The sequence below is a fragment of the Streptomyces sp. NBC_00080 genome (assembly GCF_045041255.1).
Lineage (GTDB): Bacteria > Actinomycetota > Actinomycetes > Streptomycetales > Streptomycetaceae > Streptomyces > Streptomyces coriariae.
The window spans coordinates 5,450,398-5,464,343 of the sequence record NZ_CP108235.1 but is presented as its reverse complement, the minus strand read 5'-3'; the positions used below and the strand labels follow the sequence as shown (position 1 = coordinate 5,464,343).

The following is a 13,946-nucleotide window of genomic DNA, read 5'->3' as shown; positions in this document are numbered from 1 at the left end:
GTTGGGACCCATGCACGGGACTCACACAGACCTGTTCCCTACGATGGCGCGGTGACCAGTACCGCGTCCTCCACGGACTCCACGGACTACCGGCAGGGCCAGGCGCCGCCCGACCAGCGGCCGTCGTGGCAGCAACGGCTGCGCCGTTTCGGATACACAGCGGAGCCCTCCGCCGACGTCCGGGAGCGGCTGGTGCCGCCGTTCGCGCAGCCCAGCCCCCGGTTGTGGCAGGCGCTGGGGCTTCCGCCCGTGTGGACGGACCGGATCACCCGCTGGTCGTCCTGGGGCGGCCCGCTGCTGGTCACGCTGCTGGCGGGCGTGCTCCGGTTCTGGCATCTGGGCAGCCCCAAGGCGGTGATATTCGACGAGACGTACTACGCCAAGGACGCGTGGGCGGTCGTCCACCGCGGCTTCGAGGTCAACTGGGACAAGAACGCCAACGACGTCATCCTCTCCTCCGGCGGGCACGTCACGATCCCGTCGGACGCGGCGTACGTCGTGCATCCGCCGGTCGGCAAGTACGTGATCGGGCTCGGCGAGCTGCTCTTCGGGTTCGACCCGTTCGGCTGGCGGTTCATGACCGCGGTGCTCGGCACGCTCAGCGTCCTGCTGCTGTGCCGGATCGGCCGCCGGATCTTCCGCTCCACCTTCCTGGGCTGCCTGGCGGGCGCGCTGATGGCGGTCGACGGGCTCGCCTTCGTGATGAGCCGCACCTCGCTGCTCGACGGCGTGCTGATGTTCTTCGTGCTGGCGGCGTTCGGCTGCCTGGTGGTCGACCGGGACAAGGCACGCGAGAAACTCGCCGCCGCGCTCCCCAGGGACGCGGACGGCCGCTGCCGCCCCGATCCGCACGTCGCGGAGACCGCCCGCCTGGGGTGGCGCCCCTGGCGCTGGGGCGCCGGTCTGATGCTGGGCCTGGCCATCGGCACCAAGTGGAACGGTCTGTACATCCTGGTCGCGTTCTGCCTGATGGCGGTGTTGTGGGACGTCTCCTCGCGCAAGGTGGCGGGCGCCCGCCACCCGTACCTGGCGGTGCTGAAGCGCGACACGGGCTTCGCGTTCCTGGCCACGGTCCCGGTCGCGCTGGTCACCTACCTGGTGTCGTGGACGGGCTGGATCCTGTCCGCCACCGACGGCAAGGGCGGCTACTACCGCAACTGGGCGGCCACCGACGGCAAGGGCGGCAACTGGACCTGGCTGTTCCCCGACTGGTGGCGCAGCCTGTGGCACTACGAGCACGAGGTCTACGAGTTCCACACCCACCTCACCTCGCCGCACACCTACCAGTCGAACCCGTGGAGCTGGCTCGTCCTCGGCCGCCCGGTCTCGTACTTCTACGAGTCCCCCACCCCGGGCCAGGACGGCTGCCCGACGGACGCGGGCGAGAAGTGCGCCCGGGAGGTCCTCGCGATCGGCACCCCCCTGCTGTGGTGGGCGGCCTGCTTCGCGGTCCTCTACGTCCTGTGGCGCTGGCTCTTCCGCCGCGACTGGCGCGCCGGCGCGATCGTCTGCGGCATCGCGGCCGGCTACCTGCCGTGGTTCATGTACCAGGAACGCACGATCTTCCTCTTCTACGCCGTCGTCTTCCTGCCGTTCCTGTGCCTGGCGGTGGCGATGATGATCGGCGCGCTCATCGGTCCCCCGGGCGCCGGCGACACCCGCCGCGTGGCGGGCGCCACCGGCGCGGGCGTCCTCGTCCTGCTCATCGCCTGGAACTTCATCTACTTCTGGCCCCTGTACACCGGCCAGGCGATCCCGATCGACGACTGGCGTTCACGTATGTGGCTGGATACGTGGGTCTAACGATTGCGGAAACTCCCGCCCCACGCGCCACCCTTTCCGCTTACTGTGAGCCTGAGGGATCTTCTGAACGCGTTCAGAAACGCCCACGAGGGCGACGGGGACAACGGGGAGGGCGCACATGCACAAGGGGGCCAAGGCAGCGATAGTCGGCTCGGTCTTCGCGGTGATGGTCGGCGGGGCCGGATACGGGGCCTTCAACATCGTGAACGCACTGAACGGCGGCGGGAGCGGGGCCGACGGGTCGGGGGGCAGCGAGCCGGTGGCCGTGAAGACCGGGCCGCCGAGCGGGTCCGAGGTGAAGGACACGAGCGCCAGGTTCTTCGCGGCCTGGGAGAAGGGGCAGGCCGTGGTGGCCGCCGGTCTCACCAACAACGCGGCCAAGGCCGAGCCCCTGCTGACCTCGTACGGCCAGTCGGCACACATCACCGGCGTGAAGATCACACCGGGCGCGTCGGTGGGCGGCAGCGTGCCCTTCACCGTCCGGGCGACGGTGTCGTACGAGGGGAAGTCCAAGCCGCTCACCTACAAGAGCGAGCTGACGGTCGTCCGGGGCGTCACCACCGGTAAGGCGCTGGTGGACTGGGCGCCTTCGGTCGTCCACCCCGAGCTGAAGTCCATGGACGACACCCTGGTCACAGGCTCCTCGGCGGCGCCGTCGATCGAGGCGGTGGACCGTGACGGCAAGGTGCTCACCAAGGAGAAGTACCCCTCCCTGGGGCCGATCCTGGACCAGCTGCGCGCCAAGTACGGCGACAAGGCGGGCGGAACGGCCGGCGTCGAGCTGGCGATCAGACACGCCACCCCGGACACCGCCGACACCCCGCTGCTGACCCTCGCCGAGGGCAAGGCGGGCAAGGTGCCCACCACGCTCAGCGCCGACGTGCAGGCGGCCGCGGAGAAGGCGGTGCAGAAGTACAACCAGTCGTCGGTGGTGGCCGTCAAGCCGAGCACCGGCGAGGTGCTGGCGGTCGCCAACAACCGGACGGACGGCTGGAACGCCGCCTTCCTCGGAGAGGTCGCGCCCGGCTCCACCATGAAGATCGTCAGCGCGGCCACCCTCATCGACAACGGCCTGACCACCGCGAACGGCCCCGCGCCGTGTCCGCCCTCGGCCATCTCCGAGAGCCAGACCTTCCACAACATCAAGAACATGAAGCCGAACGAGAACGCGACCCTCGCCGAGAGCTTCGCCCGCTCCTGCAACACGGCGTTCGTGAAGTTCGCGGACGAGGTGAAGGTCGACTCGCTGACGAACGAGGCCCGGGACCGGTTCGGGATCGGCCTCGACTGGCAGACCGGCATCCCGTCCTTCGACGGCTCCGTCCCGGCCGCCGGCGGCCCGGACACCGCGGCCGGCCTGATCGGTCAGGGCCAGGTCCAGATGAACCCGCTGAACATGGCGTCGGTCACGGCGACCGCGATGACGGGCACCTTCCGGCAGCCGGTGATCGTGCCGCTCAGCCTCGACGGCCGGGAACCGGCACACGCGCGTGGGCTGTCGTCGAGCACCGTGCAGCAACTGCGCTCCATGATGAACCGCACCGCGACCAGCGGCACCGCGGCCGAGGTGATGGCCGGGCTGAGCGGCCGGATCGGCGCCAAGACCGGTTCCGCCGAGGTAGACGGGCAGAACAAGTCCGACAGCTGGTTCACCGGCTACCGGGGCGATGTCGCGGCCGCCGCGATGACCCAGGACGGCGGTCACGGCGTCGACGCGTCCGGCCCCATCGTCGTGGACGTGCTGCGGGCGGGCTGAGCGACGGCACGGTGGCTGACGTCACACGTGACGTCTCCTCACAGGACGGGACTCTAGGGTGGTAGCCGTCGTTGGGGTCAGTGAGGGCAACGAGGGCAGCGGGGCTGGGGGGAGGCCCCTGGGGATCCGGAGGATCTGGCAGTGGGCAAGAGAAGGCGTGTCGAAGAGCGGCGCAAGAAGCGGCGGCCCGCCGTCGCCGGCGGCATGATCGCCGTCGTGGTGGGCGGGGCGGGCATCGGCGTCTACGCGCTGTACGGGGGCGGAGCGGCGGCCGACGAGGGTTCGGCCGCGGCGGCCAACGGCGCGCAGGTGCCGCGGGTCAGGGCCGACGCGCCGTCGGCGACCGAGGCGAAGGCCACGGCCGCCCGGTTCCTGACGGCCTGGCAGCAGGGCAAGGTGTCCGGGGCGGCCGCCGCCACGGACGACCCGGCGGCCGCCACCGCCCTCCTGACCGGCTACACCAAGGACGCCCACGTCACGGGCGCCACCTTCACCGCGGGCAAGGCCACCGGCGCCAAGGTCGCGTTCTCCGTGAAGGGCACGGTGAAGTACAAGGGCGTCAGCAAGCCGCTCACGTACGCCAGCGCCCTCACCGTCGTCCGCAACCCCGAGAACGGCAAGGCGCAGGTCGACTGGCACGCGTCCGTCGTCCACCCGGACCTCCAGGACGGCGACACACTCGTCACCGGCGAGTCCGGCACGCCGCCGGTCAAGGCCGTCGACAGTGCGGGCGGCGAGCTCACCGCCGCCGAGTACCCCTCCCTGGAGCCGGTCCTGGACGGGCTGCGGGAGAAGTACGGCAAGAAGGCGGGCGGCAAGGCGGGCGTGGAGCTCCGGGTCGTCCGCGGCAAGACGTCGAAGGCGAAGAAGGCCTCCGACAAGACGCTGCTGGAGCTCAGCAAGGGCACTCCGGGCACCGTGAGGACCACGCTGAGTCCGACCCTCCAGGCGGCCGCCGAACAGCAGGTGGCGAAGACCGCGCGCTCGTCGGTCGTCGTGATGCGCCCCTCCACGGGCGAGATCCTCGCGGTGGCCAACGCCGGCCACGGCTTCAACACCGCGTTCAACGGCTCGCTCGCGCCCGGCTCCACGATGAAGGTCATCACCTCGTCGCTCCTCATCGAGAAGGACCTGGCGTCGGCGGACAAGGTGCACCCCTGCCCGAAGACGTTCACGTACGGCGGCTGGAAGTTCCACAACGACGACGACTTCCAGATCACCGGCGGCACCTTCAAGGCGAGCTTCGCGCGCTCCTGCAACACCGCCTTCATCAGCCAGGCACCCGACCTGGACAACGACAGCCTGACCAAGCAGGCGCAGCAGGTCTTCGGCCTGTCGATGAACAACTGGGCGATCGGCGTGCCGTCCTTCGACGGCTCGGTGCCGGTGCAGTCGGCGGCCCAGATGGCGGCGTCGCTGATCGGTCAGGGCGGGGTGCGGATGAACCCGCTGAACATGGCGTCGGTCGCCTCCACCGTGAAGGCGGGCACCTTCCACCAGCCGTATCTGGTCGCCCCGTCGGTGGACGACCGCACGCTGGCGACGGCCTCGCGCACGATGTCGTCGTCCACCCTGTCGCAGCTGCGGGAGCTGATGAACTACACCGCCGCGGCCGGCACCGCCGCCGAGGCGATGTCCGGTCTGGGCCCCGACTACGGCGCCAAGACGGGCTCGGCCGAGGTCGACAACCAGGACAAGCCCAACGGCTGGTTCACCGCCTACCGCGGCGACCTGGCGGCCGCGGGCGTCGTCCAGGCGGGCGGCCACGGCGGCGACACGGCCGGACCCATCGTGGCGTCACTGCTGCGCCTGGGCGGCTGACACCCGGCTAGTGCGTGACCGGCTGCTGCGCCGTCGCCATGTACGTGCGGCGCAGGAACCGCAGCAGCGACTTCGACTCGAACTGGACGACCGAGACGCCGTGCGGGGAGTGGAACTCGACGACGGTCTGGACGCGCCCGCACGGCCACACGCGGACCTCGCCGGTGCCGGTCGGGGCGCGCAGCCCCTGTTCGAGGAGGTCACGGGAGAACGTCCACTCGCGCCGGTCGGGAAGCCCGACGCGGACCGACCGGGGATCCTCGGGGTCGTAGCGCAGGACGACCGGGAAGGCCCTGCGTTCTTCCTCGGCCTGGTCGGCCTCGGTGACGATGTGGGCTCGCGCGTACTGTTCGACTACGGACATCGGCCGACCCTCTCACGCAGCGTGACCTGTGCGGAAGCTGTGCGTCCACTCCCCTTCCAATGTCGCATATTTTGCGGATTGCGCTCCTCCGCGCAGGCGTATCTCACATGTGCGATACACGGGTTCGGCATGGGCCTGCCACGGGGGGCGCGGCGAGCCCGCCCACCCGAAGAGACAAGCTTCTCGCTCTTGCGAACCGTTCGCATTAAGCCACTATCATCGTCGGGTGCACGTACCCGACGGATTCATCAACGCCCCGACCTCCGCCGTGACCGGAGTCGTCGCCGCCGGCGCCATCGCCGTGAGCCTGCGCGGCGCGCGCCGCGAGCTGGACGACCGGACCGCGCCACTGGCCGGCCTGGTGGCGGCGTTCATCTTCGCCGTGCAGATGCTGAACTTCCCCGTCGCGGCCGGGACCAGCGGCCATCTGCTCGGTGGCGCGCTCGCCGCGATACTCGTGGGCCCCTGCACAGGGGTCCTGTGCGTGTCCGTGGTCCTGCTGATGCAGGGCATCCTCTTCGCCGACGGCGGTCTGACCGCGCTCGGCGTGAACATCACCGACATGGCGATCGTGACGACCGTCGTGGCGTACGCCGTCTTCCGCGGCCTGGTGAAGGTGCTGCCCCGCGGCCGCCGGTCCATCACGGTCGCGTCCTTCGTCGCCGCCGTACTGTCCGTGCCCGCCGCCGCCGTCGCCTTCACGCTCATCTACTGGATCGGCGGCACCACCGACGTGTCGATCGGCAAGGTGGCGACCGCGATGATCGGCGTGCATGTGCTGATCGGTATCGGCGAGGCCGTGATCACCGCGCTGACCGTGGGCGCCGTCGTCGCCGTCCGGCCCGACCTCGTCCACGGCGCGCGCGATCTGCGGCAGAAGCTCCGGCTGCGGGTGCACGGCGAACTCGTCGACGCCTCGGCGGCCGAGGAAGCGCCGGCCGGCGCGCGCACGCCCGTGGCGGCGCGCACCTCGCGGCGCACGCTGTGGGTGACCGGCCTGGTCACCTCTCTCGTCCTGGCCGGCTTCGTCAGCTTCTACGCCTCCGCGAACCCCGACGGCCTGGAGAAGGTCGCCGCCGACAAGGGCATCGACAAGAAGGCCGAGGAGCACGCGTCCGCCGACTCCCCGCTCGCCGACTACGGCGTCAAGGACGTGACGAACGCCCGGCTGTCCGGCGGCCTCGCGGGCGTGATCGGCGTCGGCACGACCGTCGTCGCGGGCAGCGCGGTGTTCTGGGCGGTGCGCAGGCGCCGGACGGGCGACGACGTGTCACCGACCGCCGTAGAGAACGTCTGACGTCATGGGCACGGGACACGCACACCGGCTCTACCGGCACGGGCACTCGCCCGTGCACGGCCTGCCGCCGCACACCAAACTCGCCGCCGTCTTCGCCTTCGTGGTGGTCGTGGTGTCGACGCCGCGGGAGGCGATGTGGGCGTTCGGCCTGTACGCGGTCCTGCTGGCCTTCGTCGCGCGCCACGCGCGCGTGCCCGCCGGCTTCCTGCTCAAACGGCTGCTGATCGAGGTGCCGTTCGTCGCGTTCGCGGTACTGATGCCGTTCGTGGCGGAGGGCGAGCGGGTGGACGTCCTCGGCCTGTCGCTCAGCGTCAACGGCCTGTGGGGCGCCTGGAACGTCCTCGCGAAGGGCACCCTGGGCGTCGCCGCCTCCGTGCTGCTGGCGTCCACCACCGAGCTGCGTGAACTGCTCCTCGGCCTCCAGCGCCTGCGGCTGCCCCCGCTGCTCGTGCAGATCGCGTCCTTCATGATCCGCTACGGCGACGTCATCGCGGACGAGATGCGGCGCATGCGGATCGCCCGGGAGTCGCGCGGGTTCGAGGCGCGGGGCGTACGGCACTGGGGGGTGCTCGCGAAGTCGGCGGGCGCGCTGTTCATCCGCTCCTACGAGCGCGGCGAGCGCGTGCATCTGGCCATGATCAGCCGGGGGTACGCCGGTTCGATGCCGGTGATCGACGAGGTGACCGCGTCACGGGCGCAGTGGTCGTACGCGCTGACCCTCCCGTTCGTCGCCCTCCTGGTCTGCGTGTTGGGATGGTCCCTGTGACTGACGCTGTGACGCCTTCCGTGACGCCCTCGCCCTCCCTGGAAGTGGCCGGCCTGGCCTTCGCCTACCCCGACGGCCACCAGGCCCTGTTCGGCGTGGACTTCTCCGTCGCGCGAGGCGAGCGGGTCGCGCTGCTCGGCCCCAACGGCGCCGGCAAGACGACCCTCGTGCTGCATCTCAACGGCATCCTGACCGGCGGCGCGGGCACCGTGACGGTGGCCGGACTGCCCGTCGGCAAGCAGCACATGGCCGAGATCCGCCGCAAGGTCGGCATCGTCTTCCAGGACCCGGACGACCAGCTGTTCATGCCGACGGTCCGTGAGGACGTGGCGTTCGGGCCGGCCGCCGCCGGGCTGAAGGGGGCCGCCCTGGAGGCACGGGTCGACCACGCCCTGGAACAGGTCGGCATGGCGGAGTTCAAGAACCGTCCACCGCACCACCTGTCCTTCGGCCAGCGCCGCCGGGTGGCCGTCGCGACGGTGCTCGCGATGGAACCGGAGATCCTCGTCCTGGACGAGCCGTCCTCCAACCTCGACCCCGCCTCGCGCCGCGAACTGGCCGACATCCTGCGGTCGCTGGACGTCACCGCGCTCATGGTCACGCACGACCTGCCGTACGCCCTGGAGCTGTGCCCGCGCGCGCTGATCCTGAGCGAGGGCGTGATCGCCGCGGACGGCCGGACCGGCGATCTGCTCGCCGACGACGCCCTCATGCGCGCCCATCGCCTGGAGCTGCCCTTCGGGTTCGACCCGCGCTCCGCGACAATGGGCGCGTGAACAATGGGCGCGTGACGAACGAGGCACCAACCGCCGACGGCACGCTGCTCCTCGACGAGCAGCTGTGCTTCGCGCTGTACGCGGCCCAGCGGGCGGTGACGGCCGCCTACCGGCCGCTCCTGGACGAACTGGGGCTCACCTACCCCCAGTACCTCGTGCTGCTGGTCCTGTGGGAGCGCGGCGAGACGACCGTCAAGGAGCTGGCGTCGGCCCTGCGCCTCGACTACGGCACGATGTCGCCGCTGCTGAAGCGGCTGGAGGCGGCGGGGCTGGTGCGCCGGGAGCGCTCGGCGCGGGACGAGCGCTCGGTGCTCGTCGCGTGCACCGGGCGCGGTGAGGAGCTGAAGGGGCGCGCGGAGCGCGTGCCCGCCTCCCTGCTCGCGACGACGGGGCTCGGGACGGCGGAGGTCACGCGGTTGCGCGAGGAGCTGTGGGAGCTCGCGCAGCGGGCACAGGGTGCGGCGGACCGCACCCGCTGAGTCCGACCGGGGCCGCCCGGGGCCGCACTGAGTGCAACCGACTCCGGCGGAATCCCACGGCAGCCCGCGACGGACGTTACCCGCGGTTACGCCCCCCCCTGGTAAGCGAGCACCTACCTACCGGCCGGTACCTTGTGCACGATGTAATTGGGCAACGTTATTGGGCAAGTTCCCGGGGGAGGTCCCGCCGTGACCGAAGGCAGCGCCGTCGACACCGTCAACACCGTCGACACCCGTCCGACGAAGATCACGTACGTCGCCGAGGCAACCGCGCACGGCGGCCGCGACGGGTACGTGACCAGCCAGGACGGCCAGATCGAGCTGAAGGTGGCGATGCCGCCGGAGCTGGGCGGCGACGGCAACGGCACCAACCCGGAACAGCTCTTCGCGGCCGGCTACAGCTCCTGCTTCCACAACGCGCTGATCCTCGTAGGCAACCGCGCGGGCTTCGACCTCACCGGCTCCACGGTGGCGGCGAAGGTCGGGATCGGCCCCAACAAGACCAAGGGCTACGGGCTCGCCGTCGCGCTCAGCGTCTCGCTCCCCGTCCTCGACCCGGAACTCGCCGGGAAGCTGGTCGACGCGGCGCACCAGGTGTGCCCTTACTCGAACGCCACCCGCGGCAACATCGATGTAACGATCATTCTCGGCTAGCGAAACGAAGGAATCGCAGGCTCGACGGGGGTGTTCCCCCAGGAGTTGAAGGCGATCTTCCGAGAGGGCGTGCGGGCGTGAACGTGAGCGGTGCGGTGGCCGAGGGCTTCGAGCCGGTCCGGGAGGCGTTCGTACGGAACTTCGAGGTGCTCGGGGACCGGGGCGCGGCGGTGGCCGTCTACCGGGACGGGCACAAGGTCGTCGACCTGTGGGGCGGCACGCGAGACGTCGACGGCGCGCTCGGTGCGGCCGGCGAGGCGCCCTGGGAACAGGGCACCGCGCAGATCGTACGGTCGGCGACCAAGGGCGTCGCCGCCGTCGCGCTCCTGCTGCTGCACCAGCGCGGGGAGCTGGACCTGGACGCGCCCGTGGGGACGTACTGGCCGCAGTACAAGGCGGCGGGCAAGGAGCGGACGCTCGTCCGGCACCTGCTCGCGCACCGCGCGGGCGTCCCCGTGCTGGACCGGCCGCTGACCCCCGCCGAGGCCGCCGACCCCGACCTCGGCGCGGCCGCGGTGGCGGCGCAGGCACCGGCCTGGGAGCCCGGGACGGACCACGGGTACCACGCACAGACGTACAGCTGGCTGACCGGCGAGCTGGTGCGGCGGATCACCGGGCGGACCATCGGCGAGTGGATCGCCGACGAGATCGCCGGCCCGGTGGGGGCCGACCTGTGGCTCGGACTGCCGCGGGCGCAGCGCGCGCGAGTGGGGCGTGTGGGGCAGGTGGACGCGCCCGCGCAGAGCGGGGCGCTGAAGACCCGACCCAAGCCGGCCGTCACCGCCGCCTACGCCGATCCCGCCTCCCTCACCCGCCGCGCCTTCGCCGCGATCACCCCGCTGCCCGACGAGAACGACCCCGCCTACCGGGCGGCCGCGCTCCCCGCCTCGAACGGCATCGCCACCGCCGACGGCCTGGCCCGCTTCTACGCGTCGCTGATCGGCGAGGTGGCGGGCGGGGTGCGGCTGCTGCGGCCGGAGACGGTGGAACTGGCGCGCGGCGAGCAGTCCTCGGGCCCCGACCGGGTGCTCGTCGTGAACACCCGGTTCGGCCTCGGCCCCATGCTGCACGGAGCCGCGTCCCCGCTGCTGTCCCCCACCTCCTTCGGCCACCCGGGCCGCGGGGGCGCGCTCGGCCTCGCCGACCCCGAGTCCGGCGTCGCCTTCGGCTATGTCACCAACGGCTTCCGGACGAGCGTGACGGCGGACCCACGCGCGCAGGCACTGCTGCGAGCGCTGCGGACGGTCCTGACCGCCGAGCGCCGGCCCCTGCGCGTCACACGTTGATCGAGTGAGACCTGCGGCCCGAGTCGTCGTCGATCTCCACATGGGCCTTGGTCAGCAGCTGCATGGCGATCTCGTTGAGGGCGCGGGCGCCGGCGATCTCCTCGCCGACCCGCGGCTGGTTGACGTCCACGTTGTGCCGGGTGGCATGCCCCTGGGTTTTGATCTCGGTCCCGTCCGGCAGGCGTACCAGCGCCACCGCGCGCGTGTGCCGGCCGTCCTCCTCGAACTCCAGCTCGACATGCCATCCGACAGTGGTGTGCATAGTGGTCATGAGGTCACCTCCGGGAGTCCTCCTTCCAGGGTGCTCCCGGGAGCGGACGAACGCACCCAGTCGGCTCAGGGCAGCAGCCGCGTTCCGTCCGGTACGGCGATGCCGAACTCCTCGTCGAGGACCCGGCGCGCCTCCGTCTCGTCGGTGAGTTCGCGTTGTTCGGCGGTACCGTCGGGGTGGGTCTCGGTGAGCACCGGACCGTTGAGGAGGAGATGGCGGTCGGGGGTGCTGCGCTGGACGTAGGGGCGGCTGCTGAACGGCGAGCGGGGGTTGGTGGCGATGTGCCAGTTGATCACCTCGAAGTCGGGCCGCTCGAACGGTTCGAGAGTGAACGCGTACTGCGCCTGCCAGACGCTCCCGTCGGACTGCCCGGACGCCCCGGGCGCCTCGGACACTCCGGCTGTCCCGGCCGTCGCCGCGTGTGCCTGGAGCACCCACAGCTCCAGCGGGCCGCGGTGCGGGGCGTGGACGAGGCGATGGCGGCGGCCCGCGTCGTGGAACTCCACGTCCGTGGTGAGCGGGACGGCCTCGAGCAGCGCTCCGGGGGCGCCGAAACCGACGTCGGCGAGGTACGGCCGCGGGTCGCCCGGGACCTCGACGAGGAGCGCCATATGGGTGCGGGGCCGCTCCTCGAACCGCTGCGCGCCCACGACGACCCGCGCCGTCAGCAGGGTCACCCCGAAGCCCAGCGCCTCCAGGACGCCCGCGAGAAGCATGTTGTGCTCGTAGCAGTAGCCGCCGCGCCGGCCGCCCCGCACCAGCTTGGCGATCAGGTCCGCGGGGACGAGCGAGGGGACCGTGCCGCGCAACGGGTCCAGGTTCTCGAAGGGGATGGCACGGCTGTGGGCCAGATGCACACCCCTCAGGGTCGCCGCGTCGGCACGGCGTTCCCCCTCCCAGCCGATCCTCCTCAGGTAGGAGTCGAGATCGTCAGGGCCGAACGCTGTTGTCTCGGGCATGACTTCACCCTAACCAGCCGCGCATCCGGACCGACGAAGAGCGGGCGAGCGGGTCAGCCCGTGTGCAGCATCAGGCCGATACCGACGACGAGGAGTCCGGCGGCGACGAGCCGGGGCGCGCCGAACCGCTCCTTGAAGAACAGCGCGCCGATCGCCGCTCCGACGATGATCGACGACTCACGCAGCGCGGCGATCGGCGCCAGTTCGGCGCGGGTCTGCGCCCACAGGACGAGGGCGTACGCGAGGACGGACAGCGCGGAGCCGAGCAGCCCCAGGGCGGCGTAGGGGCGGAGCACGGCGAGGGTCCCCCCGCGCCAGCGGTGGACGGCGTACGCCGGGATGACGACCCCCTGCACGGCCATCAGCCAGGCGATGTACCCCAGGGAGGACCCGGAGGCCCGCACGCCCAGCCCGTCGACGACGGTGTACGTGGCGATGGTCAGCCCCGTCGCCAGGGCGGCGCCGATCGCCGCCCAGTTCGGCCGCCGGCCGCGCAGCCCCCACAGGGCGACGCCGGTCAGCCCCGCGCAGGACAGCGCGACACCGGCGGCCGCCCAGCCGTCCGGCACCTCGTGTGCGAAGACGGCGGCCAGGACGGTGACGACGAGCGGCGCGGAGCCGCGCGCGATGGGGTAGGCCTGCCCGAAGTCGCCGAGCCGGAACGACCGCATCAGCAGCACGTAGTAGGCGATGTGGACGACAGCGGAGGCCAGCAGGTACGGCCACGCGCGGGGGGCCGGGAACGCGGTGAAGGGCACGAGCGCGAGCCCGATGAGCATGCCGCCGCCGGCGATCAGCGTGAACCCGACGAGTTTGTCGGTGATCCGGTGGGCGATGGCGTTCCAGCTGGCGTGGGTGATCGCGGCGACCAGGACGGCCGCGGTGACCAGCGGGGTCACGCGGTGCGCTCGCGCACGTCCACGAGGGTCGCGTCGGCGTGCTCGACGAGGTCCCGGGGCGCGATGGGGAAGACGGCGTGCGGGTTCCCGGCGGCGGCCCACACGACGTCGTGCGCGAGGAGGTTGCGATCGGCCAGCACCCGTGTGCGCGTCCGGTGCCCGAAGGGCGGTACACCCCCGATCGCGCACCCGGTGGTCTCCCGTACGACGTCCGCGGCGGCCCGGGTCACCTTCGCCACGCCGAGTTCCCTGCGCACCAGCTCCACGTCGACGCGCGAGGCGCCGTCCATCAGCACCAGCACGGGCACCCCGTCCGCGGCGAAGATCAGCGACTTGCAGATCTGGCTCGGTCCACACCCGATCGCGGCGGCGGCCTCGGCGGCGGTCCTGGTCGCCTCGGGGAACCGGCGGACCCGGGTGTGCAGCTGGTCGAGGCCCAGTTCGTGCAGTGCCTCGGCGAATCGGGGATGCGCGGCTGTCGTCGTCATGCACGGCACGCTAGCGGTCGGTGTAGGGGGCACGCGAGCGGGTTGTGCCGCCTCACGACGCCGGGTCCGTGCGGAGCCGTCGTACGTCCCGCGCGAGCGCGTACGAAGCGCCGAGCAGGATCGCGGCTCCGGCCCCGATCCAGAGGGCCGATGCCCCTTCGCGGCACTCACGGACGGCCAGGAGAAGCAGCAATGCGCTGACGAGAACGCCGAAGGACGAGATCAGAGCGCTGATGCGGTGAGTCACCCGGACATCATGGCCGACGGCCCCGGCCGGCCGATGGCCGGTCGCGCAGAAGGAAGCCGGTGAGGGCGCCCCGTCCCCAC

Annotated in this window: 15 protein-coding genes; 9 read left to right on the top strand and 6 right to left on the bottom strand. The window is 71.7% G+C overall.

The window, feature by feature from the left end:
* Positions 1 to 51 precede the first annotated feature (51 nt).
* The 3 genes from OHU34_RS24545 to OHU34_RS24535 all read left to right on the top strand — a co-directional run bounded on the left by OHU34_RS24545 (position 52) and on the right by OHU34_RS24535 (position 5,380).
* A complete protein-coding gene (locus OHU34_RS24545) occupies positions 52 to 1,803 on the top strand; it encodes a dolichyl-phosphate-mannose--protein mannosyltransferase (RefSeq protein ID WP_142264731.1) in 1,752 nt (583 codons plus the stop codon).
* A 118-nt stretch (positions 1,804 to 1,921) separates the two neighbouring features.
* Positions 1,922 to 3,559: a penicillin-binding transpeptidase domain-containing protein gene (locus OHU34_RS24540; protein WP_142264732.1), complete on the top strand. Its 1,638-nt coding sequence runs from the start codon at positions 1,922 to 1,924 to the stop codon at positions 3,557 to 3,559.
* Between the two features lie 141 nt (positions 3,560 to 3,700).
* Positions 3,701 to 5,380: a penicillin-binding transpeptidase domain-containing protein gene (locus tag OHU34_RS24535; protein ID WP_230195478.1), complete on the top strand. Its 1,680-nt coding sequence runs from the start codon at positions 3,701 to 3,703 to the stop codon at positions 5,378 to 5,380.
* 7 nt (positions 5,381 to 5,387) lie between these two features.
* On the opposite strand, the gene OHU34_RS24530 is transcribed toward OHU34_RS24535, so the two are convergent.
* On the bottom strand, positions 5,388 to 5,744 hold the full coding sequence (locus OHU34_RS24530) for an SsgA family sporulation/cell division regulator (protein WP_142264734.1): 357 nt from the start codon (positions 5,742 to 5,744) through the stop codon (positions 5,388 to 5,390).
* 226 nt (positions 5,745 to 5,970) lie between these two features.
* Between OHU34_RS24530 and OHU34_RS24525 the strand changes: the two genes are divergently transcribed.
* From OHU34_RS24525 to OHU34_RS24500, 6 genes are all read left to right on the top strand, one after another.
* Positions 5,971 to 7,041, top strand: coding sequence for an energy-coupling factor ABC transporter permease (locus tag OHU34_RS24525; protein ID WP_405768320.1), 1,071 nt, complete (start codon positions 5,971 to 5,973; stop codon positions 7,039 to 7,041).
* A 4-nt stretch (positions 7,042 to 7,045) separates the two neighbouring features.
* Positions 7,046 to 7,807 (top strand): cobalt ECF transporter T component CbiQ, encoded by a 762-nt coding sequence (gene cbiQ / locus OHU34_RS24520; protein ID WP_405768317.1) that lies wholly within the window; start codon positions 7,046 to 7,048, stop codon positions 7,805 to 7,807.
* Positions 7,795 to 8,583, top strand: a complete 789-nt coding sequence (locus OHU34_RS24515) for an energy-coupling factor ABC transporter ATP-binding protein (protein ID WP_199920295.1) — start codon at positions 7,795 to 7,797, stop codon at positions 8,581 to 8,583. The genes cbiQ and OHU34_RS24515 overlap by 13 nt, the downstream gene beginning before the upstream one ends.
* Positions 8,584 to 8,594: 11 nt before the next feature.
* Positions 8,595 to 9,062 carry a MarR family winged helix-turn-helix transcriptional regulator gene (locus OHU34_RS24510; protein ID WP_020128404.1) on the top strand — a complete coding sequence of 156 codons (468 nt, stop codon included), beginning with the start codon at positions 8,595 to 8,597 and terminating at the stop codon, positions 9,060 to 9,062.
* 189 nt (positions 9,063 to 9,251) lie between these two features.
* Positions 9,252 to 9,716, top strand: coding sequence for an organic hydroperoxide resistance protein (locus tag OHU34_RS24505; RefSeq protein WP_142264737.1), 465 nt, complete (start codon positions 9,252 to 9,254; stop codon positions 9,714 to 9,716).
* Positions 9,717 to 9,793: 77 nt separating this feature from the next.
* Positions 9,794 to 11,002, top strand: coding sequence for a serine hydrolase domain-containing protein (locus tag OHU34_RS24500; protein ID WP_405768314.1), 1,209 nt, complete (start codon positions 9,794 to 9,796; stop codon positions 11,000 to 11,002).
* Here the strand turns inward: OHU34_RS24500 and OHU34_RS24495 are convergent.
* The 5 genes from OHU34_RS24495 to OHU34_RS24475 all read right to left on the bottom strand — a co-directional run bounded on the left by OHU34_RS24495 (position 10,992) and on the right by OHU34_RS24475 (position 13,866).
* Positions 10,992 to 11,264 (bottom strand): dsRBD fold-containing protein, encoded by a 273-nt coding sequence (locus OHU34_RS24495; protein WP_020128401.1) that lies wholly within the window; start codon positions 11,262 to 11,264, stop codon positions 10,992 to 10,994. The two genes, OHU34_RS24500 and OHU34_RS24495, sit on opposite strands and share 11 nt — an antisense overlap.
* A gap of 74 nt (positions 11,265 to 11,338) precedes the next feature.
* On the bottom strand, positions 11,339 to 12,232 hold the full coding sequence (locus OHU34_RS24490) for an arylamine N-acetyltransferase (protein WP_142264739.1): 894 nt from the start codon (positions 12,230 to 12,232) through the stop codon (positions 11,339 to 11,341).
* A gap of 53 nt (positions 12,233 to 12,285) precedes the next feature.
* Complete coding sequence (locus OHU34_RS24485; protein ID WP_142264740.1) at positions 12,286 to 13,131, bottom strand: DMT family transporter; 846 nt, start codon at positions 13,129 to 13,131, stop codon at positions 12,286 to 12,288.
* On the bottom strand, positions 13,128 to 13,619 hold the full coding sequence (locus tag OHU34_RS24480) for a YbaK/EbsC family protein (RefSeq protein ID WP_142264741.1): 492 nt from the start codon (positions 13,617 to 13,619) through the stop codon (positions 13,128 to 13,130). The genes OHU34_RS24485 and OHU34_RS24480 overlap by 4 nt, the downstream gene beginning before the upstream one ends.
* Before the next feature lie 52 nt (positions 13,620 to 13,671).
* The gene (locus tag OHU34_RS24475) at positions 13,672 to 13,866 is read right to left on the bottom strand and encodes a hypothetical protein (protein ID WP_142264742.1); all 195 of its coding nucleotides are present in this window, start codon (positions 13,864 to 13,866) and stop codon (positions 13,672 to 13,674) included.
* Positions 13,867 to 13,946: the final 80 nt, after the last annotated feature.